14 protein-coding genes are annotated in these 18,757 nt (G+C 46.7%); all 14 read left to right on the top strand.

Features of this window, described 5'->3' with window-relative positions; all coding sequences use genetic code 11:
• Positions 1–85: 85 nt before the first annotated feature.
• The 14 genes from rpsO to ymfI all read left to right on the top strand — a co-directional run bounded on the left by rpsO (position 86) and on the right by ymfI (position 18,723).
• Complete coding sequence (gene rpsO / locus BLQ32_RS06280; RefSeq protein WP_074509517.1) at positions 86–355, top strand: 30S ribosomal protein S15; 270 nt, start codon at positions 86–88, stop codon at positions 353–355.
• 267 nt (positions 356–622) lie between these two features.
• Positions 623–2,737 carry a polyribonucleotide nucleotidyltransferase gene (gene pnp, locus BLQ32_RS06275; RefSeq protein ID WP_074509516.1) on the top strand — a complete coding sequence of 705 codons (2,115 nt, stop codon included), beginning with the start codon at positions 623–625 and terminating at the stop codon, positions 2,735–2,737.
• Between the two features lie 57 nt (positions 2,738–2,794).
• Positions 2,795–4,006 (top strand): M16 family metallopeptidase, encoded by a 1,212-nt coding sequence (locus BLQ32_RS06270; RefSeq protein WP_074509515.1) that lies wholly within the window; start codon positions 2,795–2,797, stop codon positions 4,004–4,006.
• Positions 4,007–4,187: 181 nt separating this feature from the next.
• Complete coding sequence (locus BLQ32_RS06265) at positions 4,188–5,198, top strand: aspartate-semialdehyde dehydrogenase (RefSeq protein ID WP_244890326.1); 1,011 nt, start codon at positions 4,188–4,190, stop codon at positions 5,196–5,198.
• Between the two features lie 135 nt (positions 5,199–5,333).
• Positions 5,334–7,001 carry a ribonuclease J gene (locus BLQ32_RS06260; protein ID WP_036806616.1) on the top strand — a complete coding sequence of 556 codons (1,668 nt, stop codon included), beginning with the start codon at positions 5,334–5,336 and terminating at the stop codon, positions 6,999–7,001.
• Positions 7,002–7,081: 80 nt separating this feature from the next.
• Entirely contained in the window at positions 7,082–9,394 is a 2,313-nt protein-coding gene (locus tag BLQ32_RS06255; protein ID WP_074509512.1) for an FtsK/SpoIIIE family DNA translocase, read from the top strand.
• A gap of 175 nt (positions 9,395–9,569) precedes the next feature.
• Positions 9,570–10,298: a GntR family transcriptional regulator gene (locus BLQ32_RS06250; protein WP_053166452.1), complete on the top strand. Its 729-nt coding sequence runs from the start codon at positions 9,570–9,572 to the stop codon at positions 10,296–10,298.
• A 49-nt stretch (positions 10,299–10,347) separates the two neighbouring features.
• On the top strand, positions 10,348–11,412 hold the full coding sequence (locus BLQ32_RS06245; protein ID WP_074509510.1) for a BMP family lipoprotein: 1,065 nt from the start codon (positions 10,348–10,350) through the stop codon (positions 11,410–11,412).
• Between the two features lie 166 nt (positions 11,413–11,578).
• On the top strand, positions 11,579–13,141 hold the full coding sequence (locus BLQ32_RS06240) for an ABC transporter ATP-binding protein (protein ID WP_074509508.1): 1,563 nt from the start codon (positions 11,579–11,581) through the stop codon (positions 13,139–13,141).
• Positions 13,131–14,177, top strand: a complete 1,047-nt coding sequence (locus tag BLQ32_RS06235; RefSeq protein ID WP_074509506.1) for an ABC transporter permease — start codon at positions 13,131–13,133, stop codon at positions 14,175–14,177. The genes BLQ32_RS06240 and BLQ32_RS06235 overlap by 11 nt, the downstream gene beginning before the upstream one ends.
• A 1-nt stretch (position 14,178) precedes the next feature.
• Positions 14,179–15,138, top strand: coding sequence for an ABC transporter permease (locus tag BLQ32_RS06230; RefSeq protein ID WP_036806598.1), 960 nt, complete (start codon positions 14,179–14,181; stop codon positions 15,136–15,138).
• A gap of 300 nt (positions 15,139–15,438) precedes the next feature.
• Positions 15,439–16,713, top strand: a complete 1,275-nt coding sequence (gene yfmF, locus BLQ32_RS06225; protein WP_074509504.1) for an EF-P 5-aminopentanol modification-associated protein YfmF — start codon at positions 15,439–15,441, stop codon at positions 16,711–16,713.
• Entirely contained in the window at positions 16,706–18,007 is a 1,302-nt protein-coding gene (yfmH, locus tag BLQ32_RS06220) for an EF-P 5-aminopentanol modification-associated protein YfmH (protein ID WP_139150507.1), read from the top strand. Before yfmF ends, yfmH begins: the two co-directional genes overlap by 8 nt.
• The gene (gene ymfI / locus BLQ32_RS06215; protein WP_074509501.1) at positions 18,004–18,723 is read left to right on the top strand and encodes an elongation factor P 5-aminopentanone reductase; all 720 of its coding nucleotides are present in this window, start codon (positions 18,004–18,006) and stop codon (positions 18,721–18,723) included. Before yfmH ends, ymfI begins: the two co-directional genes overlap by 4 nt.
• The last annotated feature ends 34 nt before the right edge of the window (positions 18,724–18,757 follow it).

Below are 18,757 nucleotides of genomic sequence, written 5' to 3'. Positions count from 1 at the left end.
AAAAGTACGAACCATTGCTTGGCAAATCGATTCACCAACGGTTGCTCAGTAATAGGGGATATTAGAAATTAGGAGGTGGAACAGTATGGCAATCACTCAAGAACGTAAAAATGAATTGATCAATGAATTCAAAGTGCATGACACAGATACTGGGTCTGCAGATATTCAAATCGCCATTCTTACAGAAGACATCAACAACTTAAATGAGCACTTGCGTACTCATAAAAAAGATCACCACTCACGTCGTGGTCTATTCAAAATGGTTGGACGCCGTCGTAACTTGTTGAAATACTTGCGCGAAAACGATGTACAACGTTACCGCGAGTTAATCGCAAAACTTGGCCTACGCCGATAATAGCAATTAGTAAAAGCGGGATTCGTCCCGCTTTTTCTTTATGGATAAAAATTAAAACATTCAATCGCACAGTGAATGCTTTTTTGATACACTACTATTGGATACATAAAGAGAAACTTTAATCAGCAGGAAGTTTCTTTGTTCCCGCTGATTACGAGTTGATCCAATCGGGCTTTTACGGCCACTGGATCTCCTGCGGGAGGCCTGCTGACCGTGAAAGCGGGATAAAGAGAATGATGAAACAGTGTAAGAGAGAGGAGCTCGATTATGGAGCAAACGAAAAAAGTTTATACATTTGATTGGGCAGGCCGCGAATTGCAGGTTGAAGTTGGCCAATTAGCGAAACAAGCCAATGGCGCAGCGTTGATCCGTTATGGCGATACGGCAGTATTGTCCACGGCTACTGCATCTAAAACTCCAAAAAATACCGATTTCTTCCCGCTCACAGTGAACTACGAAGAGCGTTTATATGCAGTCGGCAAAATTCCAGGAGGTTTTATTAAACGGGAAGGCCGCCCTTCTGAAAAAGCGACTTTGACAAGCCGTTTGATTGACCGCCCTATCCGTCCGTTGTTCCCTGACGGCTTCCGCAACGAAGTCCAAGTGATTTCAATGGTCATGTCTGTCGATCAGGATTGCCCTTCTGAAATGGCGGCAATGTTCGGATCATCTCTTTCATTGATGATCTCTGATATCCCATTTGGCGGCCCTATTGCCGGTGTGATCGTCGGCATGATCGATGGCGAATACATCATCAACCCGACAAACGACCAGCTGGAGAAAAGTTCCATGAACTTGACCGTTGCCGGTACGAAAGATGCGATCAATATGGTGGAAGCTGGAGCGAAAGAAGTTTCAGAAGAAGCGATTCTTGAAGCCATCATGTTCGGCCACGAAGAAATCAAGCGATTGATTGCTTTCCAGGAACAAATTGCTGAAGAAGTCGGCAAAGAAAAAACGGCTATTCAATTGTATGAATTGGATCCTACTTTAACAGAAGCGATCAAAGCGCTTTCTGAAGACGATATGAATGCGGCTGTGCAAACAGCTGAAAAAATGGCGCGCAACGAAGCGATTGCAGCTGTTAAAGACCGTGTCATGGAATCATACGCTGAAGCGGATGAAGACGTGAAAAAACAAGTGGGCCAAATCCTTGATAAAATGGTTAAAGACGAAGTCCGCCGTTTGATCACGGATGAAAAAGTCCGTCCGGATGGCCGTACACCTTCAGAAATTCGCCCATTGTCTTCTGAAGTCGGCATTTTAAACCGCACGCACGGCTCTGGTTTGTTTACGCGCGGCCAGACGCAGGCAATGAGCATTTGTACGCTTGGCGCACTCGGCGACGTTCAAATTATTGACGGCCTTGGAATCGAAGATACAAAACGCTTTATGCACCATTACAACTTCCCGTTGTTCTCAGTAGGGGAAACTGGATTCCTGCGCGGACCGGGACGCCGTGAAATCGGCCACGGTGCGCTTGGTGAACGGGCTCTTGAAGCTGTTATTCCAGATGAAAAAGAATTCCCTTACACAATCCGCCTGGTTGCAGAAGTTCTGGAATCCAACGGATCCACTTCCCAAGCCAGTATTTGTGCATCAACGCTTGCCATGATGGACGCTGGAGTTCCGCTTAAAGCACCGGTTGCCGGAATTGCGATGGGATTGGTTAAAAAAGGCGAGAACTATACGGTGCTTTCAGATATTCAAGGCATGGAAGACCACCTTGGCGATATGGACTTTAAAGTAGCCGGTACTGCCAAAGGCATTACAGCTCTTCAAATGGACATCAAGATTGACGGATTGTCGCGTGAAATTCTGGAAGAAGCATTGACGCAAGCCCAAATCGGAAGAATCCACATCCTGGAATCAATGATTGCGACAATTTCAGAACCGCGGGAACAGCTGTCCAAATTTGCTCCTAAAATCATCATGGTTAAGATCAACCCGGACAAGATTCGCGACGTTATCGGACCTGGCGGCAAAGTGATCAACAAAATCATCGATGAAACAGGCGTTAAAATCGACACGGAACAAGACGGCACCATCTTCATTTCTTCGGTTGACCAGGAAATGAACGCTAAAGCGAAAGCGATGATTGAAAACATTGTCCGCGAAGCGAAAGTGGGCGAATACTACGAAGGCAAAGTAAAACGCATTGAGAAATTCGGTGCTTTTGTGGAGCTCTTCCCAGGCAAAGACGGCCTTCTCCACATTTCCGAAATCCAGGAAGAACGGACAAAAGAAGTGGAAGACGTCTTGAAATTGGATGATGTAGTCAAAGTCAAAGTAATCGAAATTGACCGCCAAGGCCGTGTAAACCTTTCACGCAAAGTGGTGTTAAAAGAAGAAAAAGAAGCAACTGAACAAGCAAATCAATAAGCAAACGAAATTGCCAGCATATGTTGGCAATTTTTTCGTATCAGGAGGAATGATGGATTGGTAACTACACATGTATGCAGCAACGGGCTTCGAATTGTTTCCGAATCGATTCCGCATTTTCGTTCTGTTGCAGTAGGTGTATTTGTAAAAGCGGGTTCACGCGATGAGCTGCCGGAAGAAAATGGCATGACGCATTTTATCGAACACATGCTGTTTAAAGGCACAGAAACCCGGACCGCCAAACAAATTGCGCGGGAATTCGACCGGATCGGCGGAGACATCAACGCCTACACGTCAAAGGAATATACCTGCTATTACGCCAAGGTGCTGGACCAGCATGCGGAGCACGCAGTCGCGGTTTTGGCTGATATGTTCTTCCACTCAAAATTGGACCCGGCTGAAATCGACAAGGAACGCCAAGTGGTCATTGAAGAAATCAGCATGACGGAAGATATGCCGGACGATGACGTCCATGAACAATTATGGAAAGTGATGTATCCGCATCATTCCATGGGAGCTCCGATTTTGGGGACCGTCCATACTTTGAAGAGTTTTACGAAAGACAAAATCGAGCGCTTTATGGAACGGCATTACACACCGGAAAATACCGTGATTTCGGTTGCCGGGAGTATCACGCCTCAATTGATCGAATTGATCGAGCAGCTGTTTGGTTCATTCCAGCGGAAAAGCCACGACAAGCAGTACCGGTTCCCCGGCTTTACAGCGGGACATTCGTTAAAGCATAAAGAAACCGAACAAGGGCATCTTTGCTTAGGGTACCCGGGCTTGTCCATAAAGGACGAAAACATCTATAATTTTGTGGTTTTGAATAATATCATCGGAGGCTCCATGTCGTCTCGTTTGTTCCAGGAAATTCGGGAAGAACGCGGATTGGCTTATTCGATTTACTCCTACCACTCGGCCTATTCCGACCACGGTGCGCTTGCTATTTACGGCGGAACGTCCAATGAGCAAATGCCTGAACTTCAGGAAGTCATCGTTTCTTCGCTGCTCGACATGCGGAAAAACGGCCTGACTTTGGAAGAAGTGACCGATTCAAAAGAGCAGATGAAAGGCAATATTATGCTTGGGCTCGAAAGCACAAGTGCCCGCATGAGCCGCAACGGGAAAAATGAATTGCTGCTGGAAAAGCATCAGCCATATGATGAAGTGCTCCGTTTGATCGATCAAGTATCCATTGAAAAAGTGACTTCATTGATGGAATTGCTCGCAGGAGACCCGGCGATTTCCATTATCCGTTCGAAGTAAGCTTCCTTGAAAAAGGAAGCTTTTTTTATAGCTTTTTTAAGAAAGTATGTTAAATAGGGCAAAAAGCAACAAAAGGGAAGATTTTAAAACAAGCCATTCCTCTAGTGTGTTAAATTGTGTTACAATTACGCCAATCATCATTGAAGGAGAGAGTTGTGTGAAAAATTATAACGTAGCAATTATGGGAGCAACGGGTGCAGTAGGACAACAAATGAAAGAGCAGCTTGAGAAAAGAAACTTTCCAATCAATCAAATAGTTTTTCTGGCGTCGAGCCGTTCAGCGGGGCAGGAAATTGAATTTAAAGGGGAAACCTATACCGTCCAAGAAGCAAAGCCGGAATCATTTGAAGGCATTGACATCGCGTTGTTCAGCGCAGGCGGCAGCATTTCGGAGAAATTTGCGCCGGAAGCAGTTAAACGAGGGGCAGTCGTCATCGACAATACGAGCGCGTTCCGGATGGACAAAGAAGTGCCGCTAGTCGTGCCGGAAGTCAATCCAACCGATATCGCACAGCACAAAGGGATCATCGCCAATCCGAACTGTTCAACGATTCAAATGGTTTGCGCTTTGCAGCCTTTGAAAGAAAAGTTTGGCCTTAATAAAATTGTCGTTTCCACGTATCAGGCGGTATCGGGTGCCGGCATCAATGCCATCAACGAATTGAAGGATCAGGCAGCAGACTTTGACAACGCACCGAATGCAGATGCGAAAGTGCTGCCGGTGAAGTCCGCTGAACGCCATTACCCGATCGCTTTTAATGCGATTCCACAAATTGATCAATTTACCGAAAACGGCTATACGTTCGAGGAAATGAAAATGATCAATGAAACGAAGAAAATCATGCACGACGATACTTTATCTGTTGCAGCGACATGCGTGCGCCTTCCGGTAGTCACGGGCCATTCGGAGTCGGTTTATATTGAACTGGAAGCTGCACCGACCCTTGACGAAGTCAAGCAAGCCATTGCTGAAGCTCCGGGTGTAGAACTGATGGACGACCCATCAAACCAGGTGTATCCAATGCCGTTGATGGCGGCAGGGCTTGATGAAGTTTTTGTCGGCCGGATCCGCCAGGATTTGGATAATCCACGAGGCTTCCATCTGTGGGTCGTATCAGATAACTTGATCAAAGGCGCTTCACTGAATTCGGTCCAAATCGCTGAATCGATGATTGAACAAGGCATTGTCTAAACAAAAAATCGAATAAAAAACCCGACACGATAAACCGGACTAGGCTCCGGTTTATTTTTTCTTTGGACTGTTTCCTTGTATTCCCGTATAATAAGGTCTATGGATGTGTACGGGTAAATTATAGGAGGAAATATATTGAGTAAAATAAAAAACGAATTAATTAGAGTAATCCCGCTTGGCGGAGTCGGCGAAATCGGTAAAGCGATGTACGTCATTGAAATTGATGAAGATTTATTTGTAGTGGACAGCGGGTTGATGTTCCCGGAAGATGAAATGCTGGGCATTGACATTGTCATTCCCGATATCTCTTTCCTGGAAGAAAACAAAGACCGGGTGAAAGGGATTTTCCTGACGCACGGCCATGAAGACGCGATTGGCTCCATTGCTTACTTATTGAAAAAAATCCAGGCACCGGTCTACGGCTCGAAGCTGACGATTGCCTTGGCAAAAGAACATATCAAAGAACAGGGTTCATTGAAACATGTGAAGTTTTTCGAAGTAACGAACAAAAGCCGCATGAACTTCGATAAGACGCATGTGACGTTTTTCCATACAACACACAGCATTCCGGATGCGCTTGGAATTGTCTTCCACACATCTGAAGGGGCAATTGTCCACACAGGAGAATTCAAATTCGACCAGTCGGCAAAAGGAAGCTATAAGCCGGATATCGCCAAAATGGCGAAATTGGGCGAAGATGGCGTTTTGATCTTGTTATCCGATTCCACTGAAGCGGAACGCCCAGGGCACACAACACCTGAAACGGTCGTTTCCGATCACTTGTTGTCTGCATTTTTAGCGGCTGAAGGCCGTATTCTAGTATCGCTGTATTCATCCAACTTTATCCGGATCCAGCAAGTATTTGATAATGCCAAAGCTACAGGCAAAAAAGTGGCAGTCGTAGGCAAAAGCCTGGAGAGCAGCTACGAAGTCGGCTTGCGCCTTGGCTACTTGGCAGTCGACGAAGAAACCGTCATCTCCATTAAAGAGCTGGAACAGTACCGCGATGAAGAAGTCGTCATCATTGTAACAGGCAACCAAGGGGAACCTTTGGAAGCTTTGGACAAAATGGTGCGCAAACAGCACAAAGACGTAAAAATCAAAGACACCGATACGGTTATGATCACGTTCACTCCGTCTCCGGGCATGGAAGTCCAAATGTTCCAGACGATGAACAAATTAGCAAAAGCCGGCGCCAATGTGTTGACTTCCAGCAAAAAAGTCCACGTCTCCGGACACGGCAGCCAGGAAGACTTGAAAATGATGCTGAACATGATGAAGCCGAAATACTTCATCCCGATTCAAGGCGAATACAAAATGCTGATTGCCCATTCCAAATTGGCTCAGCAAATCGGTATGCACAAATCTGATATCTTTATCGCGGATAAAGGGGATATTGTGGAATACAAAGGCGGGAAAGTCCGCATGAGCGGCCGGGTTACGGCTGGGAATGTCCTGATTGACGGCATCGGCATCGGCGACGTCGGCAACATTGTCCTTCGCGACCGGAAACTCCTGTCACAGGACGGCATCTTTATCGTTGTTGTTACGCTGAACCGCAAAGAGAAGAAAATTGCTTCCGGACCGGAAATGATTTCCCGCGGATTTGTATATGTCCGCGAATCCGAGCAGCTAATGGAAGAGTCCACTCAATTGGTCCGCAAAATTGTTGAAAAATACGTAGTAAAAGACGCTTTTGAATGGAATAATATCAAACAGGAAATTCGGGACACGTTGAATTCTTATTTATTCCAGCAAACAAAACGCCGTCCGATGATTATTCCGATTATCATGGAATACTAAGAGACAGAAAGTGAAAGGATTTCCATACCGAACTACTCGGTGGAAATCCTTTTTCAATTTTAAGGGAAAGAGGGATCGATATGCCACGGGCACAGGCAAAGAAAAAAACGAAAACAGTTGCTCGGAAAAAGCCGGCAGCCAAAAAGAAAAAACAGCCGATGTCCATGATCGGGTATGAAGTGATCGGGTTACTGCTGATTGGTGTTGCGGTCCTCATGGCTTTTCAGCTTGGAGTGATCGGGAAGATATTATTGAATACAGCTGAGTTATTGACGGGGTATTTGGCGATTTTTGTGCCAATTCTCTTGCTGCTGTTGGCAGTCCATATCATGGTGAAACGGCAATGGCCGAAACCGCGCATGAAAATTGCGGCAAGCTCTGTATTTCTCATTACCGGTATTCTATTGATCTGCCATTTGATTTGGGCGGCAGGATCGATTTTGCCAATCACTTCAGGCAATGTAATAGCGGAAACCATGCGCTCGACACAAGTCACCGGATCGCTTTGGGAAACTTATACGGCAAGCGGCGGCGGATTGTTGGGAGCAGTGCTTTATGCGATGTTCCATGTGCTGTTCGACACAGCGGGTACTTGGATTGTAGCGTTTATCTTGCTGTCAATCGGCGCCATTATTTTGACCGGCAAAACGGCAGCCCCGTATATTGCGGAAAAAGTGCCGAGTTTGCGTCCGGCACTGGAATCTGCTGTTGCTCGCTTAAAACCAAGCAAGCCAAAACAAAAACGCCTGCCGGCACCGCGCCAGAAAGAGCAGCCTGAACAAGTGATCGAAGTGGATGATGCACTGGAATTTGACGAAGAAGAAACGGTTCACGTGATGGAGCAGGAGGAGCCGATCATTTCAGCGTTCACAGAGAACGTCCGGCCGAAAAAAGCGGAAGCGGCTCCTGTAGAGCAAGTCGACACAGAAACCGGCGAAGTGACTTTGTCTTCCGGAGAAGAAATGGAAAACGAAGAATATCAGTTGCCGCCTCTCGATTTATTGACATTGCCGCCGCACTCCGACCAAAGCGGCGAGTATTCGGGAATCCAGAAAAATGCGAAAAAGCTGGAAAAAACATTCCAAAGCTTTGGCGTCCGCGCCAAAGTGACGCAAGTCCATTTAGGGCCAGCGGTCACAAAATACGAAGTGCTGCCGGATACCGGCGTTAAAGTCAGCAAAATCGTGGCGTTGCACGACGACCTGGCACTGGCTTTGGCTGCACGGGATATCCGGATTGAAGCGCCGATTCCAGGCAAGTCTGCTATCGGCATCGAAGTGCCGAATTCCGAAGTGGCAATTGTCAGTTTGCGGGAAGTGCTGGAATCCGAGGAAAACGACAAACCGGAATCGAAATTGCTGTTTGGCCTCGGCCGGGATGTAACGGGCCAAGCCGTCATGACCGAACTCAATAAAATGCCGCATTTGCTCGTTGCCGGTTCGACGGGAAGCGGGAAATCGGTGTGCATCAACGGCATCATCACCAGCATCATCATGCGGGCGAAGCCGCATGAAGTGAAAATGATGATGATCGATCCAAAAATGGTTGAACTGAATGTTTACAACGGCATTCCGCATCTGTTGGCGCCTGTTGTGACAGACCCAAGAAAAGCTGCACAGGCACTAAAGAAAATCGTTTCAGAGATGGAAAGAAGATACGAATTGTTTTCGCATACCGGAACACGGAACATCGAAGGCTACAATGAGTATGTTCGAATTTTCAATGAAGAAAACGAGGAAAAGCATCCGAAATTGCCATTTATCGTGGTAATCGTCGATGAATTGGCGGATTTGATGATGGTCGCTTCAAATGAAGTGGAAGATGCCATTACACGCTTGGCACAGATGGCGCGTGCTGCCGGCATCCATTTGATCATCGCTACACAGCGCCCAAGCGTCAACGTCATCACAGGCGTCATCAAGGCGAACATCCCGTCCCGGATTGCGTTTGCTGTTTCATCTGCCATTGACTCCCGGACAATTCTCGATATGGGCGGAGCGGAGAAATTGCTGGGCCGCGGCGACATGCTGTTCCTCGGCGCCGGCAAATCGAAGCCGGTGCGCGTGCAAGGCGCGTTCTTGTCGGACTCGGAAGTGGAAAAAGTGGTTGATTTTGCAATTGAACAGCAAAAAGCTCAATACCAGGAAGACATGATTCCGACCGAAGTGGAAGAATCGGCGATTGATGATGACACGGACGAGATTTACGACGAAGCGGTGCAATTGGTTTCGGAAATGCAGACAGCATCGGTTTCCATGCTGCAGCGGCGCTTCCGCGTCGGGTACTCCCGGGCTGCCCGCATCATAGACCAAATGGAGCAGCGCGGCGTAGTTGGTCCTTATGAGGGCAGTAAGCCCCGTACGGTTTTAGTTCCAAAGCAGGAAGACTATTAAAAAATCAAGCGTTTTTTGTGACGATATGATTACACCTGCTAAAAGTTTTGGAATGAAAATTCGCGAAATTCGACAAAAGACTATTTATTTAGTTTTGAATAAGTGTTATAGTAATTTTGATTAGTAGGAATGTTTTACATCAGATGTCTGATCTCTGTCATTGGTGGTGAATCGCATGACAATAAAATCGGATCATCGTGCTCTGTATCTTCAAGTGATCGATCGGATGAAGCAGGATATTGCTGCCGGATTGTACAAAGAAAAAGAGAAGTTGCCTTCCGAATTCGAATTGGCAAAAACACTGGGAGTCAGCCGCGCGACTTTGAGAGAAGCGCTGCGGTTGTTGGAAGAGGATAATATCATTGTCCGTCGTCATGGCGTCGGTACATTCGTCAACCCGAAGCCCGTTTTTTCATCGGGCATCGAACAATTGACAAGTGTGTCGGACATGATCCGGCAAGTTGGAATGGAGCCGGGTGTGATTTACTTAAGCACTTCTGAGGCTCCTCCTTCCGAGGATGATTTAAAACGCTTTCATTTTGGAGCCGATGAGACAGTCATTACTATTGAACGCGTCCGAACAGCCAACGGAGAACCGGTCGTCTATTGCATCGATCAAGTTCCTTCGAGTTTTTTGCCGGCTGATTTTCTCGGGCGCAAGGAAAGTTCCATTTTCTCTGCAATAGAGGAATCCGGGGATGTCCGCATTTCGTATGCGGTCACCTTTATCGATCCAGTCGGCTATCATGATCAAGCGTCGCCGATTTTGGAATGTGATCCGGAAACAGCTTTACTTGAGTTAAAACAGCTCCATTACGATGAAGACGATCGTGTGGTGCTTTATTCAAAGAATTACTTCCGGGCTGATAAATTCAGTTTCCATGTAGTTCGAAAACGTGTGTAAAACGGCAAATTCCTGCTAATATGAAAAAATTACCTTGGGGGTTATTACATTGACAAAACGTAAATTTGGTCTGGGTCTTTCGATGATGCTTGCTGCAGGAACTATGCTGGCTGCTTGCGGCAGTGAGGAAGGCACTTCAACTGGCGATTCTGGAAGCGGCGAAGAGAAAAGCGATTTCTCGGTTGCTATGGTTACAGATGTCGGCGGTGTGGATGATAAATCATTCAACCAATCCGCTTGGGAAGGACTGCAAGCATTTGGTGAAGAAAACGGCCTGAAAAAAGGTGACGGTGGAATTGACTATCTGCAATCAGCTTCTGATGCTGATTACAATACAAACCTGAACAACTTGATCCGCCGCGATTTTAACGTAGTCTTTGGCATCGGATTCTTGATGGAAGGCGCGGTAAAAGAAATTGCTGAACAACAGCCGAAAGCTCAAATCGGAATCATCGATGCAGTTGTTGATGCGCCAAACGTAGCAAGCGTATTGTTCAAAGAGCAAGAAGGAGCTTACCTTGCAGGAGTAGCAGCAGCTTTGATGTCAGAAACGAAGAAAATCGGATTTGTTGGCGGGATGGAAATTCCAGTTATCGAACGTTTTGAAGCAGGATTCCTTGAAGGCGTTAAAGCGGCAGACCCGTCTGTTGTAGTAGACGTTCAATACACAGGGGCATTTGATAAAGCAGAATTAGGTAAAACAACAGCTAACCGCATGTACTCTGCTGGCGCAGATATCGTATTCCACGCAGCTGGCGGTACAGGAAACGGTGTGTTCACTGAAGCTAAAGAACGCAAAGAAGCAAATCCGGACGAGAATGTTTGGGTTATCGGCGTAGATGCTGACCAGTACGACGAAGGACAAGTCGGCGACACGAACGTAACATTGACATCTGTTCTTAAAGGCGTAGACAAAGCGGTTATTGATATTTCAAACAAAGCCAAAGAAGGCAACTTCCCTGGCGGCGAAACAATCACTTACGGTTTGGCTGAAGACGGTGTAGGCCTTGCAGATTCACGCGGAGCAATCCCTGAAGACGTTATGGCTAAAATCGATGAGTACAAAGAGAAAATCGCCAGCGGCGAAATCACTGTACCAGAAACTGTGAAATAAGCACATTAGATACGGTCATCATAAAGACCGGGGAATCCGGTCTTTATGATTTTTTTTCGTCTATTTTTGGAAAATTAATAATAGATGAAAGGTTTTTAGCGATAAAAGCCTTTCCTGTATTAATTAAAAAAATAAGAAGTCAGCAGTTTTCGAAGGAGTGGAAACAGTGGAACATGTAATCGAAATGCTCAATATCCGCAAAGTGTTCGGGAATTTTGTTGCGAATGACAATATAACCCTGCAGTTGAAAAAGGGCGAAATTCACGCATTATTGGGTGAAAACGGAGCAGGCAAGTCGACTTTGATGAATGTGCTTTTCGGTTTATACCAGCCGGATGGCGGAGAAATCCGGGTGCGCGGCAAGAAAGTCGATATAACAAATCCAAACGTGGCGAATGATTTAGGAATCGGCATGGTGCATCAGCACTTTATGCTGGTCGAAAATTTCACTGTCACTGAAAATATCATATTGGGAAGTGAACCGACCAAATTCGGTATCACCAATAAAAAAGACGCAGCAAAACGGGTAAAGGAAGTGTCGGAACAATACGGATTGAACGTTGATCCGCATGCGGTCATTGAAGACATTTCAGTCGGCATGCAGCAGCGGGTGGAAATCCTGAAAACCTTGTACAGAGGCGCAGAAATTTTGATTTTCGATGAGCCGACGGCTTCTTTGACGCCGCAGGAAATCGTCGAATTGATCCAAATCATGAAACGCCTGATCGCCGAAGGAAAATCGATTATTTTAATTACCCATAAATTGAAAGAAATCATGGATGTCTCAGACCGGGTGACGGTTATCCGCAAAGGGCAGGGCGTGGGAACCGTGACGACTTCTGAAACGAGTCCGGCTGAACTGGCTTCATTGATGGTTGGACGGCAAGTGGAATTTAAAACGGTTAAAACGCCTGCAAATCCGAAAGATGTTATTTTGAACATTCAAAAGCTGGTTGTCGAAGACTACCGCGGCGTTGAAATGGTGAAAAGCCTCGATTTGAATGTCCGCCAAGGTGAAATTGTCGGAATTGCGGGAATCGATGGCAATGGACAGTCGGAATTGATCGAAGCGATTACCGGGCTCCGCAAAGTGAAAAGCGGGCTCATCACCATTCATGGAAAAGATGTTACGAATATGAAACCGAGAAAAGTGACGGAATCCGGCGTCGGGCATATTCCGCAGGATCGCCACAAACACGGTCTGGTCCTGGATTTCCCGATTGGCCATAACATTTCCTTGCAGACCTACTACACTGCGCCGATTTCCAAAGGCGGGATTATCGATTACGACAAGATTGATCAAAAAGCAAAAGAGATTATTGCCGCATACGATGTCCGCACACAAGGGCCTCATGAACCGGCTCGGGCGTTGTCAGGCGGGAACCAGCAAAAAGCCATTATCGGCCGTGAAGTGGACCGCAATCCCGAATTGTTAATTGCAGCCTTGCCGACTCGAGGATTGGATGTGGGGGCGATTGAATTTATCCACAGCCGCCTGATCGAGCAGCGGGACAATGGAAAAGCGGTACTATTGATTTCGTTTGAATTGGATGAAGTCATGAACGTGTCTGACCGCATTGCGGTTATCCATGACGGCGAAATCGTCGATATCGTAAAACCGGAAGAAACGACTGAACAAGAATTGGGATTGTTGATGGCTGGCCATCACGTCCGTGAAGGATCGAAAAAAGGATTAGAAAGAGAAGGTGAGGATCAGCATGTCGACTAAAGCAACAAATATACTGGTCCCTGTCATTTCCGTTATTTTAGGGTTAATCGTTGGAGCGATTATTATGCTGGTCAGTGGATACAATCCAGTCGACGGCTACCTTGCTTTATGGAACGGGATTTTTGGAGACTTATATACCGTCGGGGAAACATTGCGGCAGATTACGCCGTATCTACTTGCCGGGTTAGCGGTGGCTTTTGCCTTCCGTTCCGGACTGTTCAATATCGGAGTGGAAGGGCAATTGATCGTCGGCTGGTTTGCAGCGGCATACGTCGGCGTAGCGGTTGAATTGCCGAAAATCATCCACTTGCCATTGGCTCTTTTGGCGGCAGCGGTAGCGGGGGCGCTTTGGGGATTTGTGCCGGGGCTATTAAAGGCGAAGTTCCATGTACACGAAGTTATCGTTACAATCATGATGAACTATATTGCGCTTCACGTGACGAATGCGTTGATTAAAACTGTTTCAGGCGGCGGAGACCGCACCGAATCGATTTTTGCGAGTGCATCTTTGCGCTCTGAGTTTTTTGAAAACCTGACGGAATTTTCCCGTCTTCACTACGGAATTATCCTTGCATTAGTAATGGTCGGGGTGATGTGGTTCATCTTGGAAAAAACGACTTTAGGCTTTGAATTAAAAGCAGTCGGCTTTAACCATAATGCCTCTCAATATGCCGGCATGAATGTCAATAAAAACATTGTACTTGCAATGGTTATTTCCGGAGCTTTCGCCGGTCTTGGCGGCGCAATGGAAGCACTGGGAACATTTGAGTACGTATCTTCGAAAGCCGGATTTACCGGTATTGGATTTGATGGGATCGCCGTTGCCTTGCTGGGCATGAACACACCGCTTGGCGTTATTTTCGGAGCCACACTATTCGGTTCCTTGAAATACGGAGCGCTGAATATGCCGAACGCTGCTGGCATTCCTTTGGAAATTGTTGAAATTGTTATTGCCGTAATTATTTTCTTTGTGGCATCAGGATATGTCATTCGCTTGTTCCTGCTGCGTGCGGCTAAGAAGAAGGAGGCGAAGTAATATGAGTTTCTTAGAAGTTTTGTATTTCATCGTTCCTTCAGCGATATTTTATGCAGCTCCGCTAATTTTAGTTGCTATCGGCGGTGTATTTTCCGAGAGATCGGGTGTCATCAATATCGGCCTCGAAGGTTTGATGGTCATTGGTGCCTTTGTGGGCATATTGTTTAACTTGTTTTTTGCAGATACATTCGGCAACGCTACACCTTGGCTGTCGTTGATTGCGGCAATGGTTGCGGCTTTGCTGCTATCACTTGTCCATGCGGTTGCTTCGATTTCGTTCCGTGCAGACCAAACGGTATCCGGTGTTGCCATCAACTTACTGGCCATCGCATTGGCGTTGTACTTAGTGAAAAAGATTTTTGGCAAAGGTCAGACGGACTTTATCACAGAACGTTTCTCGCGCAACGATATTCCGGTTTTGTCTGATATCCCTGTGATCGGGCCGATGTTCTTCAGCTCGGTTTATTACACATCTGTCCTGGCAATCGCGGTTGCGATTTTTGCCTGGTTTGTAATCTACAAAACGCCATTCGGCCTGCGTCTTCGCTCTGTCGGCGAACACCCGATGGCTGCGGATACAATGGGTATCAATGTAGCGAGAATGCGATATGTGGCAGTTATGATTTCCGGTGCTTTAGCGGGAATCGGCGGCGCCATCTATGCGCAGACCATCTCTGGCGACTTTGGCCACGCGACAATCAACGGCCAAGGGTTCATGGCGCTTGCAGCGATGATCTTCGGCAAATGGCATCCGCTTGGCGCGATGGGCGCAGCGTTGTTCTTCGGATTCGCCCAATCCTTGAGTATTGTCGGGCCATCCATTCCATATATTCAAGATATTCCAAACGTCTTCTTGCTGATTTTGCCTTACGTACTGACCATCCTGGCTTTAGCAGGGTTCATTGGCCGTGCCAATGCACCAAAAGCGAACGGAATTCCGTACATCAAAGGACAGCGATGAGAAAACAAAAAAGAGCCGTTTCGACGGCTCTTTTTTTATTTGCCTAAAAAGCTGAATGGCCATTTCCACAAGTCCTCCAGCGCTTGTCGGGGCTAAACGGTCCCCTACGCTTTTCATGTCTAGCTGCAACGGCCAGCTCCTCGGGTCATAAGCCATCCTGGCTGTGCGGCAAAAAGCGCCGCTTCGCCAGTTTGTCTTATGCCTTTCAGAGCTAAGCGGCCGTTTCCGCTTTTCATTATTTGCATTTAGCTGAAAAGGTTCGGTATAGTTAGACTATGAACGAAGAGAGGGGATTTCCATATGTTTCAAACGATGAATATTGCAAAAGGCGTGAATGTGCATGTCAACGAAACGACGCAATTTAAAACGATCAATTTTTCGTTGAAGTTTAAAGATAAATTAACAAAAGAAAAAGCGTCTGCACGGTCGATACTGGCGAATGTCCTGCAGCACAGCAACGAAGTTTACCCTTCTCATACAGCACTTCGTATGGTGCTTGACGATTTATACGGCACATCTCTTTACATAGATTCTTCCAAAAGAGGCAACGAACATATCGTAACGCTGAACGTAGAAACGGTAAACGACCAGTACCTGTCAGAAGAAGGGGTACTCGAAAAGGTTTTGAATTTGATGTACATCGTTTTGTTTAAGCCGAATTTGGAAAACGGCTTTTTCAAAGAAACGATTTTCAACCGTGAGAAAGAAGCAGTGAAACAGCGCATCGAATCGATTTTTGATGAGAAAACGCGATATGCGCAGCAGCGCATGCTGGAACTGGCATTGCCAGAACATCCAGCTTCGATTCCGGCAAATGGAACGCTTGAAGAAGTGGAACGCGTAACAAACGAAAAACTGTTTGAAGAATATCAAGCGATGATCCATGACAATGAAATTGAAATCTACGCGGTAGGCGATATCCAGGCCGAAACCATTTCAGCGTACTTGAAAGAGTATTTCAAATTTGAAGACCGGGAAACTTCCGTTGATGCTCCTGCTGTAGAATTGGTGCAGCCAGCCCAATCCCGTGTAGTTGAATTTGAGGAGATGAAACAAGGAAAGCTTCATATGACTTTCTATACGCCGATTACTTTCCGCGACGAGAAGTTCCCAGTGATGCAATTGATGAATGGCGTGCTCGGCGGCTATGCGCACTCGAAATTATTTGTGAATATCCGTGAAAAAGAAAGCATGGCTTATTACGTTTCAAGTTCATACGCTTCCCAGTTCGGTTTGATGTTTGTATTGGCAGGCATTGATTCGAAACTGGAAGAAAAAGCAGTGAAGCTTGTGCTGGAACAATTGGAAGAAGTGAAAAAAGGCAATATCACCGATACGGAACTTGATCAGACGAAAGCACTCCTCGTCAACCAATTGAGAGAAGCGCTTGATTCGGCGCGCGGCCAGATTGATATCTATGACCAGTACATGGAACTGACGGAAGCATTTGAGCCGGATTATTTGATCAGCAAATGGAAGGCCATCACGAAAGAAGACATTGCACAGGCAGCACAGCAATTGTCCTTGGAAATGACGTACTTCCTATCAGGCAAGGAGGATGATTCTGTTGAATAAAGTACATTTTGACCAATTGGATGAAACATTATACAAAGAACAATTGCCAAACGGGCTGGAAGTTTACATCCTGCCGAAAAAAGGGTTCTCCAAAACGTTTGCTACGTTTACGACAAAATACGGTTCCATCGACAACCATTTTGTGCCGTTCGGTGGAGAGGAACCGATCAAAGTGCCGGATGGCATCGCCCATTTCCTGGAGCATAAAATGTTCGAAAAAGAAGACGGCGACGTGTTCCAGCAATTCAGCAAACAAGGCGCATCGGCAAATGCCTTCACGTCTTTTACACGGACGGCGTACTTGTTCTCAGCTACTGACCAAATCACGGAAAATGTCGGTACTTTATTGGACTTTGTGCAAAGCCCATATTTCACGGAAAAGACCGTTGAAAAAGAAAAAGGCATCATTGCACAGGAAATCACTATGTACGATGACCAGCCCGACTGGCGCCTCTATTTTGGCATCATCGAAAATTTGTACAAAAACCATCCTGTAAAAATTGATATTGCCGGTACAGTGGATTCGATTCAGGACATCACAGCCGAGCATTTATACACGTGCTACAACACGTTCTACCATCCATCGAATATGGTGCTGTTCATTGTCGGCGCTGTGGAGCCGGAAAGCATGATGGATTTCATCAAAGCAAACCAAAGCCAAAAAACCTTTGAAGAGCCGAAAGAAATCGTGCGCATGTATCCGGATGAACCGATTGAAGCGGCCGTCAAAGAACGGACCTTGGAAATGAGCGTCCAAAAACCGAAAGTCTTTGTCGGCATCAAACCGGAAGCCCTGAACTTATCAGGAGATGAAATGCTGAAGCACGAGCTGGCTGCGCAATTGGCATATGAGCTTCTTTTCGGCCGCACTTCCGATTTTTATCACCAAGCTTATGAAAGCGGCTGGATTGATGAATCGTATTCGTTCGACTACTCTTTGGAAAATGGATTCGGCTATGCGTTGATCGGTTCTGATACAGCTGAACCTGAAGTGCTGGCCCGGGAAATTCAGCACACACTAGATAACGCAATGGAAAAATGGCCATTTGGCCAAGCGGACCTCGACCGCGTACGCCGCAAAAAAATCGGCTTTTTCCTGAGAGCTTTAAATTCACCGGAGTATATTGCTAACCAGTTTACCCGCTATGCGTTTAACGGCATGAACCTGTTTGACGTAGTGCCGTTCCTGGAAGCATTGGAAGTTCCGGATCTCCAGGCGGCGTTTGCGACAGTCAGCGCAGAAAGCCAGCGTTCGGTCTTTACCATCCTGTCTCCGAAGAAGGAAACTGTGTGAAACGCTTCGCTTTGATAATGGGGGCTTCCGGAGAAATTGGGCAAGCGATTTCGCGTCAGCTTGCCGGCTCCGGCTGGTCGCTTTATCTTCATTGGAATACTGCGCCGATATCGGCATTGGTGGATGAGCTAACTTTAAAGCATCCACGCCAGGAATTTATCGGGGTACAGGCGGATTTTGCGAAAGACGACGGGGCCCGGAAATTGGCAGAGCAAGTGTTTGACGCGGCCTGCATCGTTGTCGCGAGCGGCCATGCTTTAGTGAAAATGCTGATTGATACGACAGAAGACGAAATGGATGCTTTGTGGCGTGTCCATGTCCGCAACCCGGTTTCGGCCATCCGGCTGATTTCCCCTTTTTTCCATCGCCACCCTAAAACTTATGTGGTGTTTGTTTCTTCCATCTGGGGAGAAACAGGAGCGGCGCTGGAAACGGTCTATTCCTCGGTCAAAGGGGCGCAGTCAGCTTTTGTCAAAGCGTATGCGAAGGAAATGGCGCTTTCTGGCACACGTGTCAACGCCATTGCCCCGGGCTTTATCCAAACCAAAATGAATGAATCTTTTTCAGAAGAAGAACTGCTGGCCATTTCAGAAGAAATCCCGCTGGGCTTGGGATCTCCTCAGGACATAGCCGATGCGGCTGATTTTCTGGTAAGCGGCAAAGCCGATTATATAACCGGACAAACGCTGCACGTCAACGGCGGCTGGCATATGTAATTTTCAGGCAAGGGTCTTTTGTCTATCTTCATCG

Source organism: Planococcus glaciei, from assembly GCF_900099655.1.
Lineage (GTDB): Bacteria > Bacillota > Bacilli > Bacillales_A > Planococcaceae > Planococcus > Planococcus glaciei.
This window is presented reverse-complemented; position numbering and strand designations above follow the sequence as displayed.